Below are 17521 nucleotides of genomic sequence, written 5' to 3' on the forward strand. Positions count from 1 at the left end.
TTTCCCGCCTGTCCTCTTAGTCGAGAAAGTCGCAGTGCGCTTCCACGAATGCCGCCAGATCGAGCGAGTGCTGGCGCACGAGCTGCTCGGCACGCTCGGTGTCCCGCGCCTCCAGCGCCTCGATGATGCGCATGTGATCATCTATTGAGCGCGCGGCGCGATCGCGCTCGCCGATCGTCATCCGACGGATCGCGCGCACGTGCATGAAGATGTTCTTGCTCGTTTCGACGAGCACGGGAGATTGCGAAAGCTCGAAGACCGCCTGATGGAATGCGATGTTGGCCTCGGAGTACTCGTCGACGTGCTCGGCCGGCGTCGCTTCGCCGAAGGCGGCGAAGATGCGGCGCAGACCCGCAATATGCCCGTCCGAGGCGCGTACCGTCGCGAGACGTGCCGCCATGCTCTCGAGCGCTGCCCACATGTAGATCATCTCGACGATTTCGCGCTTCGTCTTGCGCTGGATATAGACGCCGCGCCGCGGCACCGTCCGCAGAAACCCCTCCTGCTCGAGCAGCGTCATCGCTTCGCGCACCGGCGTACGGCTGACACCGAGCGCCTCGGCCAATTCCTTTTCGTCGAGCCGGATGTCCTCGCGGGACTCATAGATGTCCGTCTCGGCGATGGCCCGCCTCAAGCTGGCATAAGCCCTGTCACGCAACGACAGGGAACCTCCGATCGGCGCAAGCGATAACGACACTTGCGGCGGTCCGGACTCCATGCGCCTGTCCGTCGACATAGTCTCCTCGCGACCTCAGTATGCTAAATACTGTATATCAGATATCTGCGAGGTCAAGCGGTTTTGCGAAACGCCCGCGAGCCGCGTCTGGCGCGCTCGCTGGGTTGCCTCTTGTACGCGCCGCGTGCGTTGGTGAAGATAAATGTTTGTTTATGGATTTCCAATAAAACTTTAACTATCACCTATCGAGCCGCAGCCCTATGCTTTAGCCAACTCATCGATCCACGATGGAAGGAGAAGCCCATGACCTCTACAGCATTCGACGATCGTCGCCTCGACGACGATCGCGACCTGAAGGCGCATGTTTGCGCGTACAACATGGCGTTCGCCGAGCTGGGGCTGCGCTTTCGCTGGGACACACAAACGCTGGCGTCGCTTGCATCGATCGATGGCGAAGCGGCTCGCATCGTCACGTACATCGAAACGCACCATCCTCATCTGCTGACCGCCTATAGCGCCGAGTTTCTGAGCGAGGCCATCCTGACGAAGAAGTACGCGCTGCGGCCCGAGGCGCTTGAAGCGTGCGCGGCTATCGCCGCCGAAACCAAGCGTCCTTCCGTGCTCCAGGTCCGCACGCGAGAGATGCGTGCCTCGCCCTGCTTCAACGACGACTTTTCCGGGGACTTCGGGCTGCCCATGCTCAGCGGCGCGTGACATCCCGTCTCTAACCGCAATCCCAACGCCGCGTGACTCCCACGCGGCGTTTTGTTTTCTCCGGCTTCGCGGGCGAAGCCCGTTGCGCCAATCTCTTCCCTCAAACCCAAAGCGCCTCGCTCGGTGAATCGAGCAAGGCGCCCCCGGTTCAAACGTCGATCACAGTGCGCGCGACGATCAGTGCGAAAGGGTCGACGACGATTGATGCGTGGTGACGAAAGCCGAGCCTGCGTTCTGCGCTTCGATCCAACGTGCGCGCATCGGCGCGAGGACGAACTTGGCGCCGATGCCGGCCGTAATCGTGATGGCGGCCGCGACGAGGAACACCGCGTTCCAGCCGCCCATCTCGGCCAGGATCGACGCGAGCGGAACGAGTAGCGCGGCCGTACCCTTCGCGGTATAAAGCAAGCCCGCGTTTGCGGCGGCGAACTTGCTGCCGAACGTATCGGCGCAAATGGCCGGGAAGATCGAGAAGATTTCGCCCCAGCAAAGGAAGATCAGCGCCGCGAACGTCATGAACGCATAAGGGTTCGTGCCGTACTGCATGAGCCCGAGCAGCGCAAGGCCCTCTCCGATGAAGACGATGAACATCGTGTTCTCGCGGCCGATCTTGTCGGAAACAAAGCCGCAGAGCGGACGCGTGAAGCCATTGCAGATGTTGTCGATCGAAAGCGTCATCGTGAGCAGCGGCAGCGTCATCCCGAACAGTGTCATCGGAATGCGAGCGAGCCCGAGGTCCTTCGCGATGGGGCCGATCTGCGCCGTCGCCATGACGCCGCCGGCCGCGACCGCGACGAACGATACATAGATGAGCCAGAACACGGGCGTACGCGCCATCTGCCCCGGCGTGTAGTCGACCTTCGTGACGGCGAACTTGCGTGCCGGCACCACGCCGGCGCGGACCACGGGCTTCGTGAGCAGCATGGCCAACAAGAAGATGGCGACGCCCTGGAAACCACCAAAGACCAGGAACGCCTGTTCGTAGCCCGAGCGCGTGATCATGGTCGCGATCGGAATGACGGTCACCGCGGCACCCGCGCCGAAGCCGGCCGCCGTCAGCCCCGCCGCGAGGCCGCGGCGGTCGGGAAATAATTTAAGGGCGTTGCCGACGCAAGTTCCATAGACGCACCCGGCGCCCACGCCTGCAATGACCGACGCGATGTAGAGCTCGGGCAGCGTCGTCGCGAAAGAATCCATGATCCACGCCGCACCGGCGAAGACCGCACCGATCGCAACCACGAGCCGCGGCCCGAACCGGTCGACGAGCCACCCCTCGACGGGCACGAGCCACGTCTCGGTGATGAGGAAGATCGAGAAAGCCACTTGAATGGATGCCGGGTCCCAGTGATGTTTGGTATGCATCGGCCCCACGAAGAGGGTCCAGGCGTATTGCAGGTTGGCGACCAGCGCCATGCATAGCATGCCGATGACTAGCTGACACCATCTGTTCTTCCATAACACGGGGGCATGCTGAACGGATCCGTTCATGTGCTTTGTCTCCATCGATCTATTTATTAAAGCGAGAGGCGCGATGGCTTGCGGTTGGACCGGGCCCGTTGTCGATAGCCGCTTGATCGCATACCTGCATGCTAGGGGCTGCGATCAATTGCCGATAATCAAACTTTGTTACCGTTTAGATTAAGGTGCACTTATATATGACGTAACCGCCGCTACGGGCCGGTCGATTCGAGCTTGCGGCAACACGGCGAGTCGGCGCGCGCATTAGGGTCTTCGCTAGCTTTGGAAAACCTGAACTTTGTTACGATGCCGATAGCCTCTTCCTTATGCATCGGCCCATGACAATCAGAAACGCCACGCTTCGGCAGCTGAAGGTTTTCGAGACCGTGGCACGTTTGCTCAGCTTCTCGCGCGCCGCCGAGGAGCTTCACTTGACTCAGCCGGCCGTCTCGACCCAGGTCGCGCAACTCGAGGAGCACGCGGGATTGCCGCTTTTCGAGCAGTTGGGCAAGAAGATCTACCTCACGCCGGCGGGCGCCGAAATGCTCCAGTTCAGCCGCAACATCCTGCTGCAGTTTCAGCAGGAAGACGAAGCGATGAGCCAGCTCAAGGGCATCTCGGGCGGCAAGCTCAACGTGGCCGTCATCAGCGCGGGGGATTACTTCTTCCCTCGTCTTCTCGCGGAATTCACGCGCCGGCACTCAGGCGTCACGCTCAATCTGTCCGTCCACAATCGCGAGGAGCTGCTTCAGCAGCTCGTCACGAATCAGACCGATCTCGCGGTCATGGTGCGTCCGCCTGTCGGCATGGACGTGACAACCGAGCCGTTCGCCCCCCACCCCTACGTCATCGTCGCCGCCCCGAGTCATCCGCTCGCGAACAAGCGCTTCATCACGATGGCGCAACTTGCCGAGGAACCGTTCGTCGTTCGCGAGCGCGGCTCCGATACGTGGAATTCGATGCAGGAAGGCCTGGCCGGCAGACTCGAGAATCCCAAGATCGCGATGGAGATCAAGAGCACGGAGACGATCAAGCAGGCAGTGATCGCCGGGATGGGCATCGCGTTCCTATCGGCGCATACGATCAGCCTCGAGCTTCAGGTCGGCCACCTCGTCGTACTGGACGTCGAGGGCTTCCCGGTCATGCTCAATTGGTATGTCGTGCACCGCAAGAACAAGCGGCTGCCGCCCGTCGCGGACGCGTTCAAGCAATTCCTGATCGACGAGGGCGCGGCGCAGATCGAACAGATCACGCGAGTCAACGCGTTGACGGCAAAGCGCCTTTGAGACTCGACTCGCGCGAGCAGCCATTGGCGGCCTTGGCTCGCGCGAGCCTGCCTTGGGCGCGCCCGCGGGCCAAACGCCTCAGTCGAGGAAGTCGCAATTCGCCTCGACATAGGCGGCGAGATCGAGCGAATGCTGGCGAACGAGGCGTTCGGCAAGCTCCGTATCGCGCGCTTCGAGCGCTTCGATGATGCGCAGATGATCGACGATCGAGCGTGCGGCACGATCGCTCTGCGAGATCGTCATGCGCCGAATCGCGCGCACGTGCACGAAGATATTCTTGATGGTATCGAGGATGATCTGCGACTTCGACAACTCGACGATCGCCTGATGGAAGGCGATGTTGGCGTCCGAGTACTCCTCGATGTGCTCCGCGGGCGTCGTGTCGCGAAAGCTGTCGAACATGCGACGAAGCCGGGCAATCTCCTCATCGCTCGCGTGCAGCGTGGCGAGCCGCGCCGCCATGCTCTCGAGCGCGGCCCACATTTGAATCATTTCGACGATCTCGCGCTTGCTCTTGCGCACGATGTAGATCCCGCGCCGCGGCACGGTGCGCAAGAATCCCTCCTGCTCGAGCAGCGTCATCGCCTCGCGGATCGGCGTCCGGCTCACGCCGAGCGTCTCGCTCAACATCCGCTCGTCGAGACGCACGGGTTCGCGCGTTGCATAGATATCCGCATCGGCGATCGCTTTGCGCAACATCGCGTAAGCCTGATCGCGCAGGCTCGCGCTCGCCCCGATCGACTTGAGCGACAGCGTCAACGGCGCTGCCGCATTCTTACTAGTTAGCAGTTCTGACGACATTCAATGCCTCACGTTGCGGCCGCCGGTGTTGTGGTGCGGCCGGATGATCCGCTTCGCCGAGACCGGCGAAACGACCATGCTCGGCCGCCTTCATCGCCACCGGCGCCGGAATCCACTTCGCCATCCAATACGTCGCGGCGGCCCCGAGGCCGACGGCACCAATGGCAAACCATGCCAACGAAAGAAGGTCCATTTGCTTGCTCCGGAAACATGACTGGAATGAAGTCATGTTATGCTGCGCCGCGGTAACCGTCAATATTTTGTATGTGATATTTCACGAAACACACGTGACGAGTTGCTTTCGTACGACAAAGACTCCGGTGCAATGAGTGTGACTCTCTTGGGCGGAGACGAAAGGATACCGCGCGCGCCATCAGATTGCGGGCGCGCCGTGAGTTTGAAACGCGTCGCTAGGCCGCGCCGAGCGCCACCTTCCGCTCGGCGTCGCGATTGGCGCGGGCCACCGGCTGACCGAGTGCCTGCTGCGCCGTCTGCTCTCTGAGCTTGATCAGCGCGAGCACGGTATCGATGGTCGGCGTCGGTTGGCCGACGAGACGCCCCATTTCCTGGACGACGGTCAGCAACGGATCGATTTCCATCGGCCGGCCGTGCTCGAGGTCCTGCAACATGGAAGTCTTATGTGCGCCGACCGCGCCCGCCCCGTCGATGCGCCTTTCGACATCGACGCGAAAGTGCACGCCGAACCGGTCCGCAATTGCCTTCGCTTCGAGCATCATCGTTCGCGAGACGGCGCGTGTGCCGGCATTGCTCGTGATGACGTCGAGCGTCGCATGCGTGAGCGCGCTGATCGGGTTGAAGCAGAGGTTGCCCCACAGCTTCAACCAGATTTCGTCGCGGATATCCTCGCGGATTGGCGCATCGAAGCCCGCCGCCGTCATGATCTCGTGAAGCCTCACGATGCGCTCGGTCCTTTCGCCGCTGGGCTCGCCGATCGGAAACTTCTTGCCGTAGACATGCCGAATGACACCGGGCTCGACGATTTCCGCCGCCGGATAAAGCACGCAACCGATCGCGCGCTCGGGACCGAGCGCCTCCCATTGCTTGCCGCCGGGATCGACGCTATCAAGCTTCGTGCCGGCGAAAACGCCGCCATGACGATAAAAATACCAATACGGAATACCGTTGACGGCCGTGACGATCGCTGTATCCGGCCCGATGAGCGGCTGCATCGCATCGACGACGCCGGGCACTGAATGCGCCTTCAGCGCGACGATGACGTAGTCTTGCAGACCGAGCTCGCGCGGATCGGCCGTGCATTTGACCTTGACGACGCGCTCGACGCCCTCGAGCTGCAGACGGACGCCGTTTTTCTGCATGGCGGCCAAATGCGCGCCGCGTGCGATGAAACTCACGTCGGCGCCGGCCAGCGCGAGCTGGGCGCCCATGTAAGCGCCGATCGCTCCGGCGCCATAAACGCAGATCTTCATTGTCGTTTCCCTTTGGTCGAGTCAAGAAATCTGGTCGGTCAGCTCGGCCCGATAGCGCCCGGTCGTCAGAGGCGATCCTCGAACGGTTCGCGCACTGGCGGCGCGCTTCTTATCGTCCGCATCGCTTACGGCTCATAGTGCGCGGCGCGATCCATCAGGAAAAGTTAAAGTTTTTTATTATGTCGATTCAGGATCGTCGATGTACGGAACGTCATCGCGCTCGCGGCTGCGGAACTTCGAAAACACGCGGCGCAGGGCCGACATCCCTTCTGCCGAATCACTCTCGTGGATGCGCGGATAGCGATGTCCGGTCATCCGGTGAAACAGCAATGCCGCCATCAACAGCGCGCCCGATTGGAGTGCGATGGGCATCGCCACGAATCGAAAGCCGAGCTCGTGAATGTTGGGGCCGCCGAGCACGGCTGTCAGCGCGACGGCACCCGAAGGCGGATGGACGCAGCGCAGTGCGAGCATCGCGCTGATGGCGAGCGCGACCGCGGTCGCCGCGGCAAAGACCGGAGTGGCGATCAGCTGCGCGCAGGCCACCCCGAGGATGGCTGAGACGACATTGCCGCCCATGATCGACCAGGGCTGAGCAAGCGGACTCTCCGGTACCGCGAAAAGCAAAACCGCCGACGCGCCCATCGGCGCGACCAGCAGCGGCACATCGACCGTCTCGCCGAGTACGAGATGCGCCACCCAACCGGTGAACGCTATGCCGAACAAAGCGCCCAGGGACGACAAAAGGCGCTTGGATTTCGCTGCCGCTCCGTTTCTCATCGACGTCGCTCGTTCGTGATCGAAAGTCGGGCTCGTCGCCCAATGTGGCGAGAGTACGGTTTCTTGCACCAATATGGACAGTCAATAATTCTTTGCGTACCAATAAGCTTTTCGTTATCGACTCACATGGCCAGTGAGCGCGGTCATTGGTTCGGACACCTATCCATCGTCTTCCGCCAAACCGGGAGAGAAGCATTACTATTTGTTCCAAACTGATCGGTGCGGTGCATCCCAACAACAGTAAGGAGACACGCATGAGAGACGTTCCCGTCGCAGTCCGCAGTGCCGCGGTGCTGTTGAGCGCCGCGATCGCAGTTGGCGCGTTGATGTCGAGCGCATGGGGCGCGGACGACGACCACGACGGCCCCGCTGCGAATACCCTGCCCTCGTTCATCGTGGCGAGCAGTCTGCGAACGAAGACTTATGACGGCGTCAGCGACGATCTGCTGACCGCGGGCTTGGGCAAGACCGGCCTCGCGGGCCCCCAACCCGCGATTGCCGATCCCGCCCATCCGAGCGCCGCCGAGTTGCGGCGGTTGGCGATCTGGTCGAACTATCGGGCGCTCGTCGATATCACCGCGAACGGCGGCTACGGCCGCTTCTGGGGGCCCAACGTCGATCTGAACGGCAACGACACGCTCGGCGAGGGAAAGATCGCGGGCACCGAATACCTCGCCTATGCCGACAACGGCACCGGCCGTCGCAACGTCACGCTGCTCGTTCAGGTCCCGGTCAGCTTCGATCCGGCCAACCCTTGCATCGTGACGGCGACATCGTCGGGCTCGCGCGGGGTCTACGGCGCCATATCGGCGGCGGGCGAATGGGGCCTCAAGCGAGGCTGCGCCGTCGCCTATACCGACAAAGGCACCGGCAACGGCGCGCACGAACTCAGGACGAATCTGATCACGTTGATCGACGGCGAGATCGAGGATGCGGCGGCGGCCGGACGCGCCAGCCTCTTCACCGCGAACGTCGCGAGCGGCGCCCTTGCCACCTACAACCAGATGTTTCCGAACCGCTACGCGTTCAAGCACGCGCATTCGCAGCAAAACCCCGAGCAGGATTGGGGCAAAGATACGCTCGAAGCCATCAAGTTCGCCTATTGGGTGCTGAACCAGCAGTTCGGCCCCGTCATCGGCGATTCGTCGAATCACCGCGTGCTTTATCGGCCCGGCCGCATTACGACGATTGCAACGTCGGTCAGCAACGGCGGCGGCGCGTCGCTCGAAGCAGCGGAGCAGGACAGACGAGGATGGATCACTGCCGTCGTCGTCGGGGAGCCGCAAGTCAACGTCTGGATGCCGCACCGTGCGGAGGTATTCGAGGGCGGCCAGCGCATCTTCGCGGCCGGCAAGCCGCTCGCCGACTACACGACGCTCGCGAATCTGCTGCAGCCGTGCGCCGCGCTCGCGCAGGCTGCCGCCGGCGCACCGTATCTCACGGCGCTGCCCCTCGCGACCACGACGGCGATCCGCGAGGCTCGCTGCGCGTCGCTTGCCGCGGCCGGCATGGTGAGCGGAACGGACACGCAAAGCCAGGCGAACGATGCGCTCTCGCGGCTGCATGAAGCCGGCTACGAAGCGGACTCCGATCTGCTGCAGGCGCCGATGTGGGATTCGCAGGCGGTGCCGGCCGTGGCCGTGACCTACGCGAATGCCTATACAAGATCGAGCGTGATCGACAATCTCTGCGGGTTCAGTTTCGGCACGACGAATCCGTCGACGGGCGCGGCCGGCTTCACGCCCGCCGTCTCGCCGATGCCGACGATCTTCGGTCTCGGCAATGGCGTGCCGCCTACGAACGGGATCAACCTCGTCTATAACGAAGCGCCCGCGGGCGGTGCCGATCATCGACTGGCCACGCCGGATGCCAGTTTCGCCGGGGCCGCCTGCTTGCGCGCGCTATGGACGAATCAGGACCCGCGCATGGTGGCGAGCGTCGACGCGATTCGTGTGCGCGCCGATCTGCATGGCAAGCCCGCGATCGTCGTTCAGGGCCGCAGCGATGCGCTCGTGCCGATCAATCATGCGTCGCGCGCGTATCTGGCGGCGAATAGCGTCGTCGAAGGGTCGCGCAGCAAACTGTCACTGATCGAAGTGACGAACGGCCAGCACTTCGACGCGTTTCTCGGCTTCCCTGGCTTCGACACGCGCTTCGTGCCCGTTCATTACTACTATCTGCAGGCACTCAACTTGATGTGGAATCACCTGAAAAGCGGCACGCCGCTGCCGCCGTCGCAGGTCGTTCGCACGGTGCCGCGCGGAGGCACCCCGGGTGCCGCTCCCGCGCTGACGATCGCCAACCTGCCGGCGATAACCGAAAGCCCGGGCGCCAACGCGATCAGCGTGAAGCATGGAGTGGTGAACGTTCCGCACTAGCATTGGAGCTGGCGGGCGCGGAGGCGGCGGGAGCCGATGCGCCCGAATTCCCCGAGGCGGGCGCTTCGCACTTGGCGTGCCGAGGATCGCAAAGCGCGTCGGCCGACCATCCGCCGCCCAGGTCACCGATCAGCGAGACAGCATCGACGAGCCGCGTCTGCTCGACACCGAGCGCCGTCTCCTGCGCGCTCAGCAGCGTCGTCTGCGCCGTAGCCACCGTCGTGTAATCGACCGTGCCGGCCTGATATTCGTCGAGCGCGATCTGCGCGCCGCGCGTCGCGTCCTTCACTTCGGCGTCGAGCACTTTCGCCTGTTCGCCGAGAATGCGCAAACCCGCCAAGTCATTATCGACACCTTCGAACGCCGTCAACACCGTCCCCCGATAGTTGGCCACCGCCGCATCGTAGGCCGCCTTCGCGGCGGCGACCTTGCCGCTACGCTCGCCGCCGTCGAAAAGCGTCTGGCTCACATCGGCGCCGAGCGACCAGACGTAGTTGCCGATATTGAGCAAGCCGGCTAGCGGCGAGGCCGAGAAACCGGCGGCGGCCGAAAGCGAGATCGTCGGATAGTAGGCCGAAACAGCCACCCCGATCGCAGCATTTTGGGCGGCCATCTCGCGTTCGGCCACGGCGATATCGGGCCGCCGCTGCAGCAGAGTCGACGGCACACCGACTGGGATCGACGGCAGCACCGGCATCGACGTGCTATGCGAAATGTCGAGGTCCTCCGGATTCTTGCCGACGAGTACCGCGATCGCATGCTCGTACTGCGCGCGCGACACGCCGAGCGCGATCAGGCTCGACTGTGCACTCTCGAGCTGCGTTTTGGCGGTGATGAGATCCGACGGCGGCTCCGTGCCGGCCTGGGCTTGGTCCGAGACGACGCGAAGGTACTCCTTGTAGTTCTCGACCGTCTTCGTCAGAAGGTCGATATTCGCATCGGTGATGCGCAAGTCGATGACGGCAGTCGCGAGCGTCACCTGCTCGGACAACGTCGCGTTGGCCAGCGTCGCCTGGCTCGCCTGCGCCGACGCAGCGTTCTCCTCGACCGTGCGCCGCACTTGGCCCCAGAGATCGGGGGCCCAACTGACGCTGCCTTCGAGAGACGCGGAATTATTGACGTTGCGTCGCGACACCGAGAAGTTGCTCGCCGAGAGCGACGAGCTGGACGAGCCGGTCGACGACCGTTCGCGCGTCGCGGAGCCGGTTACGCCGATGCTGGGAAAGAGCGACGCCCGCGCGACGCGCACTTCGGCGAGCGCCTCCTCGTAGTTTGCGTAATCCTGCCTCACCGTCTGATTGGAGACGACGACCATGGGCTCGAGTTCGTCGAGCAGCGGATCGTGGAAGACGGTCCACCAGTCGCCCTTCGACGCCTCGGCCGCGGGCTGCGCCTGCGTCCAGCCGTCGAGCTCTTTGAACTTGGTGGGCACCGCGACCGCCGGCCGACGATAATCCGGCCCGACCGCGCAAGCGCCGAGCGCCAATGCCAGAGCCAGAACGATAGGAGTGCGAACGAATTTCATGCTTATGCCGCCGTGTCGGGTGTGGTGCGATTCCACGGGAGACGTGAGGACCATCTTGCGAGCCTTGCACGCAAGCGGTCGAGGTAGAGGTAGATGACGGGGGTCGTATAAAGCGTGAACACCTGCGATAGCAGTAGGCCGCCCATCACGGTGACGCCGAGCGGCTGGCGCAACGACGCGCCCTGCCCGATCCCGACCGCGAGCGGTACGGCGCCGAGCACGGCGGCGGCCGTCGTCATGAGGATCGGCCGCAGACGCATCACGGCGGCTTCATGAATCGCCTGCCTCGTATCGCGGCCTTGCTGGCGCTGAAGCTGGATCGCCACATCGACCATCATGATGCCGTTCTTTTTGACGATGCCGATGAGCAGAATGATGCCGATCAGCGCGATCACGGAAAACGGCGTACCGAAGATCAGCAGCGCGAGCGTGGCCCCAATGCCGGCCGACGGGAGCGTCGACAGGATCGTGAGCGGATGGATCGTATTCTCGTAGAGGATGCCGAGCACGATATAGACGACGCCGAGCGCGGCAAGAATCAGCAGCGGCACCGTGCCCATCGATTGCGAATACGCTTGAGCCGCGCCCGCGAACGCGCCGTGCACCGAGGCGGGCATGCCGATGTTCTCGGTGGCGTCGCGGATCGCCACCGCCGCCTGGCTCAGCGACCCGTTCGGCGGCAGGTTGAACGATATCGTCGCGGCCACGAGCCCGCTTTGATGGTTGACTTGCGTCGCGGTATGGCTGTTCGTAAAGGTCATGAATGCCGGCAGCGGTACCATCGTTTCGGCCGCGGTGCTGTCCGCGCTGCCTGTCGAGCCGCCGCCCTTGCTGTTGGCGATGCTGTTCGTCGTCGCGTTCGCTTCGGCGTTCGCGTTCAGCGAGCTGGTGCCTGACGTCGAGGCCGTCGTGCTGCTCGTGCTGCTCGTGCTCGACACGGCCGAGTAGGAGGAAACCGCGGAGACCGTGCCCGACGACATTTGCGTTTGCGCCGTTCCGCTCGCGTTACCCGCCGCTTTGCTCAAGAAGATCTGGTTGAGCGTCTGCGGGTACTGCCAGTACTGGGGCGCCACCTCCATGACGACAAAATACTGATTGAGCGGGTTATAGATGGTCGATACGGTGCGCTGACCGAAAGCATCGTAGAGCGTATTGTCGACTTGATTGGGCTGAAAGCCGTACCGCATCGCCGTGGCACGGTTGATGTTGATGAAGGTTTGCAGGCCGTTTTGCTGCAGGTCGGAGTTGACGTCCTGCAGTTGCGGGTACTTGCGCAGTGCATCGACGAGCTTCGGCGTCCACTCGAACACGGCTTGCGTGTTGTCGCTCGTCAGCGTGTATTGATACTCGGCCGCCGATTGCCTGCCGCCGATGCGCAAATCCTGCTGCGCCTGCAGAAAGAGCCGTGCGCCCGACACCTGATTGAGCTTTGGCCGCAATCGATTGACGACCTGTTGAGCGGAGGCATGCCGCTCGTTGAGCGGCTTCAACTCGATGAACACCATCGCCGTGTTCAGCGCGCGGCCTCCGGCGAAGCCCGCGACCGATGCCACGGCCGGGTCCTTCTTGACGATCGCCTGCAGCTGCGCAAGCTTCTTCGCCATCGCGGGGAACGAGATGCTCTGGTCGGCGATGATCTGACCCATCAGAACGCCGTTGTCCTGCTCGGGAAAAAACGTCGACGGCAGCAGCTTCGCGAGGAACACATTCGCGACCAGCAAGCCCAAGAGGATCAGGACGACGATGAACGAGTGATCGAGCGCCAGGTAAAGCGAGCGCGAGTAAGCCGCTTTGAACCGTTCGAACTGCGCCTCCGTCCAACTCGCCCAGCGGCTCGTCGAATGCGAGGCGTTCTCGCGGCTCAGCACGTAGGCGCACATCGCCGGCGTCACGGTCAGCGAGACCACGAGCGAGACGAGGATCGCAATGGAAAGCGTCACCGCGAACTCGTGAAACAGCAGGCCGACGATGCCGGGCATCAGTAGGATCGGCAGGAATACGGCGATCAGCGAGAGGCTCATCGAGATCACCGTGAAGCTCACTTCGGCGCTGCCGCGCATCGCCGCCTCTCTCGGGCTCAACCCCAGCTCGAGATACCTGACGACGTTCTCGAGCACGACGACGGCATCGTCGACGACGAAGCCCGTGCCGATCGTCAGCGCCATCAACGAGAGATTGTCGATGCTGTAGCCAAGCAGGTACATCGGGCCGAACGTGCCGACGATCGACAATGGCAAGGCGACCGCGGGCACGAGCGTCGCGCGCGGCGAGCGCAGGAAAACGAACACGACGCCGACGACGAGCAGCACGGCGATGAAAAGCGTGCGCTGTGTATCGGCCACGGATGCTTTCACCGACTCGGAATGATCGAGTGCGACATCGACATCGACGCCTTTCGGCAGCGTCGCCTCGATCGACGGCAGAATCTTGTGGATCTGCTCGACCGTGTTGACGATATTGCTGCCAGGCAGCGGATAGAGAATCGCGATGACGGCCGACTTGCCGTTATAGAGCCCGACGTTGCGGATGTTTTCGTTCGAATCGATGACGGACGCGACGTCATGAAGCATGACGGGCGCGCCGTTTCGATAGGCGATCACGACGTCGCGATACGGCGCGGCTTTCGTGATCTGATCGTTCGAGAGCACTTCGTAGCGCTCGCCTTCGACGTCGAGATGCCCTTTTGCGCTATCCGCATTGGCGGCGCCGATCGCGGCGCGGACGTCCTCGAGCCCGATGCCATAGCTATTGAGCTTGCCCGGATCGAGTTCGACGCGCACCGAAGGCAGCGCGCCGCCGCCGAGCGTGATCTCGCCGACGCCGCTCACTTGCGAAAGTTGCTGTTGAAGGACCGAATCGGCGGCGTCGTAGAGTTGGGCCTTGGTCAACGTATCCGACGTCAGCGCCAGCACCATGATCGGCGCGTCGGCCGGATTATATTTGCGGTAGGTCGGGTTCGCGCGCAGCGTCGTCGGCAGATCGGCGCGCGCGGCTTGCATCGCCGCCTCGACATCTCGCGCGGCACCATTGATGTCGCGATCGAGCGCGAATTGGACGATGATTTGCGACATCCCCACGTAGCTGATCGAGGTGAGCTCGTTCACGCCCGCGATCGTTCCGAGCCTCCGTTCGAGCGGCTCGGCCACGGTCGTCGCCATGATCTCCGGGCTCGCGCCCGCCATCTGCGCCTGCACGACGATCACGGGAAACGTGACGTTCGGCAGCGGCGCCACGGGCAGCTTGAAATAGGCGAGCATGCCCGACAAAACGATCGCGACCGCGACGAGCGTCGTCGCGACGGGCCGGCGAATGAAAAGCCCCGGGAGGTTCACGACGGCAGCTCCCCGCCCGCCGCGGTGCTGGGCCTGCGCCCGAAGCGACGGGCCAGCCGGTCGAAGAAGAGATAAATCACCGGCGTTGTGAAGAGCGTCAGCACCTGGCTCACCGTCAGCCCGCCGATGATCGCGAGGCCGAGCGGCCGGCGCATCTCCGAGCCCGTGCCGGTGCCGACGAGCATCGGCAGCGCGCCGAGCATCGCGGCCAGCGTCGTCATCAGGATCGGCCGAAAGCGCAGCAAAGACGCCTCGAAGATCGCTTCTCTCGGCGACTTGCCCTCATCACGCTCAGCCGCGAGCGCGAAGTCGACGATCATGATCGCGTTCTTCTTGACGATACCGATCAGCAGCACGATGCCGATGATCCCGATGACGTCGAGATCCTTGCCCGCGATCATCAGGGCAAGCAGCGCGCCGATGCCGGCCGAGGGCAGCGTCGAGAGGATCGTCACGGGATGGACGAAGCTCTCGTAGAGCACGCCGAGCACGATGTAGACGGCCACGATCGCCGCGACGATCAGATAGATTTCACTCGAGAGCGAATCCTCGAACGCCTGCGCAGCACCCTGGAACGATGCCGTGATCGACGGCAGCAGGCCGACGGCGTTTTGCGCATCTTCGATCTGACGCACGGCCGTGCTCAACGATGCGCCGTCGGCAAGATTGAACGAGATCGTCACGGCGGGGAACTGCGCAAGGTGGCTGATCACGAGCGGCGACTTCACGATCTTTATCGTCGCGATTCCCGAAAGCGGCACCTGACCGCTCGATCCCGTCTGCGTCGGCACATAGAGGTTGCCGAGCGACTGCACGTCGGGAATCGCTTCGGGCTTCGCGACGAGAATGACGCGATATTGATCGGACTGTTGGAAGATCGTCGAGACGATGCGCTGCCCGAGCGCGTCGTAGAGGGCATTGTCGATCGTCGCGGGCGTGATGCCGTAGCGCGCGGCGAGCTGCCGGTTGACCTCGACATCGATGCCGAGACCATCGTTGTTGAGATCGCTCGTCACGTCGACGATCGAATCGATCCGCTTCATGCGGTCCACGAGTTGAGGGACGTACTTAGCGAGCACGGCCTGGCTCGGCCCGCGTAAAACGAAGCGATACTGATTCGGGGAGATCGTCGTATCGAGCGTCAGGTCCTGTTCGGGCTGCACGTAGAGCTTGATGCCGGGCACGTTTTCCACTTCGCGCCGCAGCCGCCTTGCGATGGCTTCGGCGCTATCGGAACGCTCGTCGACGGGCTTCAGGTTGATCAGGAAGCGCGCATTGTTGAGCGTGACATTTGTGCCGTCGATGCCGACGTATGAGGTCAGCGAAGTCACGTCAGGATCGCGCAGAATGACGTCGGCCAGCGCCGATTGGCGCTCGACCATCGCCCGGTACGAGACCGAGTTGTCGGCCACGCTGATGCCTTGGATGACGCCGACATCCTGCACGGGGAAGAGTCCCTTCGCGATGACGACATAGAGCAGCACCGTGAGCGCCACCGTCGCGCCCGCGACCGCGAGCGTCAGCCGCTGATGATCGAGCACCCAGCGCAGCCCGCGCTCATAGGCGGCGAGCGTCTTGTCGAAAAGTCGCTCGCTCACGCGCTCGAAGCGGCTTGGATGCCGCTCGGCTTGCGCGCGCAGGATGCGGGCGCAAAGCATCGGCACGACGGTCAGTGAAACCACGGCCGATAGTACGACCGTTACGGCCAGCGTCACGGCGAATTCGCTGAATAGACGCCCGATCACGCCGCCCATGAACAGCAGCGGAATCAGCACCGCGATCAGCGATACGGTCAGCGACAGAATCGTGAACCCGATCTGCCCTGCCCCTTTGAGCGCCGCCTGCAGCGGACTGTCACCCTCCTCGAGATAGCGGACCACGTTCTCGATCATCACGATCGAGTCGTCGACGACAAAGCCCGTGGCGATGATGAGCGCCATCAGCGAGAGATTGTCGATCGAGTAATGGAGCTCGTACATCGCCGCGAGGGTGCCGATCAGCGAGACGGGCACGGAGATGCTCGGAATGATCGTCGCCGGCACGTTGCGCAGGAAGACGAAGATGACGGCCACGACGAGCACGACGGCGAGCACCAGCTCGAGCGCCGCGTCGCGCACCGAAGCGCGAATGATCCCCGTGCTGTCCGAGACGACCGTCACCTTCATGCCCGCCGGCAGCGTCGATTCGAGCGCCGGAAGCTGCTTCATGATCTGATCGACCGTCTTGATGACGTTGGCCCCCGGCTGGCGCTGCACGTTCAGAATAATGGCCGGCGCACGGTTATAGGTCGCTCCCTGCGCCACGTCCTGCGCCGCCGAGGTCACGCGCGCCACGTCGTGCAGATAGACAGGCGAGCCGTTCTGATACGCAATGACGGTATCGAGGTAGTCCTTCGGGTCCGCGATCTGATCGTTGTCGTTGATCGTATAGTCGAGCTCCGGGCCGTCGAAGTTGCCCTTCGGCTGACTCACGTTGACGTTCGCGAGCAGCGTGCGCAGGTCATCGAGATTGAGGTTGTAGGCGGCGAGCTTCTTCGGGTCGGCTTCGACGCGAACGGCCGGCACATTCCCGCCCGCCGTCGTGACCAGGCCCACCCCGGGCACTTCAGAGAACTTCGTGCCGAGCCGATTGTTCGCATAGTCCTGAAGCTGAGTCAGCGACATCGACTTCGACGTAACGGCCAACGTGATGATCGGCCGGTCCGCGGGATTGACCTTGGCGTACGTCGGCGGCGCGGGCAAGCCGCTCGGCAAGTAACTGTTCGCCGCGTTGATCGCCTGCTGGACGTCCTGCTCGGCCACATCGAGGCTCAACGAAAGATCGAATTGCAGCGTGATGATCGACGAGCCGTCCGAGCTGTACGACGTCATTTGCTGCAAGCCCGGGATCTCGCCGAGCTGCACTTCGAGCGGGGCTGTCACCGTGGTCGCCATCACGTCGGGGCTCGCGCCCGGATATGACGTATGGACTTGGATCGTCGGATAGTCGACGTTCGGCAACGACGAAACAGGCAGATAGCGCACCGCCACAATGCCGATGAGCACGAGGGCGATCATCAGCAGCGACGTGGCAACCGGCCGGAGAATGAACGGACGGGAAAGACTCATCGGGTCGTCGGCCTTT

At 63.1% G+C, this 17521-nt stretch carries 11 protein-coding genes and 1 pseudogene; 3 read left to right on the top strand and 9 right to left on the bottom strand.

All coding sequences use genetic code 11. The annotated features are described in order from the left end of the window. Positions 1-16: 16 nt before the first annotated feature. Positions 17-736 carry a GntR family transcriptional regulator gene (locus B0G57_RS17005; protein WP_026230317.1) on the bottom strand — a complete coding sequence of 240 codons (720 nt, stop codon included), beginning with the start codon at positions 734-736 and terminating at the stop codon, positions 17-19. A gap of 243 nt (positions 737-979) precedes the next feature. On the opposite strand from B0G57_RS17005, the gene B0G57_RS17010 reads away from it, so the two are divergent. Continuing rightward, positions 980-1390 carry a hypothetical protein gene (locus tag B0G57_RS17010; RefSeq protein ID WP_018444151.1) on the top strand — a complete coding sequence of 137 codons (411 nt, stop codon included), beginning with the start codon at positions 980-982 and terminating at the stop codon, positions 1388-1390. A 177-nt stretch (positions 1391-1567) separates the two neighbouring features. Here the strand turns inward: B0G57_RS17010 and oxlT are convergent, their stop codons facing one another. Next, the gene (gene oxlT, locus B0G57_RS17015) at positions 1568-2878 is read right to left on the bottom strand and encodes an oxalate/formate MFS antiporter (protein ID WP_018444150.1); all 1311 of its coding nucleotides are present in this window, start codon (positions 2876-2878) and stop codon (positions 1568-1570) included. 308 nt (positions 2879-3186) lie between these two features. Here oxlT and B0G57_RS17020 point away from each other — a divergent pair, with 308 nt between their 5' ends. After that, positions 3187-4134, top strand: coding sequence for a LysR family transcriptional regulator (locus tag B0G57_RS17020; RefSeq protein ID WP_018444149.1), 948 nt, complete (start codon positions 3187-3189; stop codon positions 4132-4134). Between the two features lie 78 nt (positions 4135-4212). Here the strand turns inward: B0G57_RS17020 and B0G57_RS17025 are convergent, their stop codons facing one another. From B0G57_RS17025 to B0G57_RS17040, 4 genes and pseudogenes are all read right to left on the bottom strand, one after another. Then, complete coding sequence (locus B0G57_RS17025; RefSeq protein ID WP_026230316.1) at positions 4213-4935, bottom strand: GntR family transcriptional regulator; 723 nt, start codon at positions 4933-4935, stop codon at positions 4213-4215. Beyond that, entirely contained in the window at positions 4913-5128 is a 216-nt protein-coding gene (locus B0G57_RS17030) for a hypothetical protein (RefSeq protein ID WP_018444147.1), read from the bottom strand. The genes B0G57_RS17025 and B0G57_RS17030 overlap by 23 nt, the downstream gene beginning before the upstream one ends. A 217-nt stretch (positions 5129-5345) precedes the next feature. Next, positions 5346-6383 (bottom strand): 2-dehydropantoate 2-reductase, encoded by a 1038-nt coding sequence (locus B0G57_RS17035; RefSeq protein ID WP_018444146.1) that lies wholly within the window; start codon positions 6381-6383, stop codon positions 5346-5348. A 270-nt stretch (positions 6384-6653) separates the two neighbouring features. Next, a pseudogene (locus tag B0G57_RS17040) lies at positions 6654-7163 on the bottom strand (HPP family protein); the annotation flags it as partial. A 254-nt stretch (positions 7164-7417) separates the two neighbouring features. Between B0G57_RS17040 and B0G57_RS17045 the strand changes: the two are divergent. Then, on the top strand, positions 7418-9541 hold the full coding sequence (locus B0G57_RS17045) for a D-(-)-3-hydroxybutyrate oligomer hydrolase (protein ID WP_018444144.1): 2124 nt from the start codon (positions 7418-7420) through the stop codon (positions 9539-9541). Here B0G57_RS17045 and B0G57_RS17050 read toward each other — a convergent pair. From B0G57_RS17050 to B0G57_RS17060, 3 genes are read right to left on the bottom strand one after another with little or no spacing between them, the layout of a single operon-like run. After that, on the bottom strand, positions 9504-11066 hold the full coding sequence (locus B0G57_RS17050; protein WP_018444143.1) for an efflux transporter outer membrane subunit: 1563 nt from the start codon (positions 11064-11066) through the stop codon (positions 9504-9506). The genes B0G57_RS17045 and B0G57_RS17050 overlap by 38 nt on opposite strands. A 2-nt stretch (positions 11067-11068) precedes the next feature. Next, positions 11069-14398, bottom strand: coding sequence for an efflux RND transporter permease subunit (locus B0G57_RS17055; protein ID WP_018444142.1), 3330 nt, complete (start codon positions 14396-14398; stop codon positions 11069-11071). After that, positions 14395-17505, bottom strand: a complete 3111-nt coding sequence (locus B0G57_RS17060) for an efflux RND transporter permease subunit (protein WP_018444141.1) — start codon at positions 17503-17505, stop codon at positions 14395-14397. The genes B0G57_RS17055 and B0G57_RS17060 overlap by 4 nt, the downstream gene beginning before the upstream one ends. Positions 17506-17521: the final 16 nt, after the last annotated feature.

This window comes from Trinickia symbiotica (assembly GCF_002934455.1).
Taxonomy (GTDB): domain Bacteria; phylum Pseudomonadota; class Gammaproteobacteria; order Burkholderiales; family Burkholderiaceae; genus Trinickia; species Trinickia symbiotica.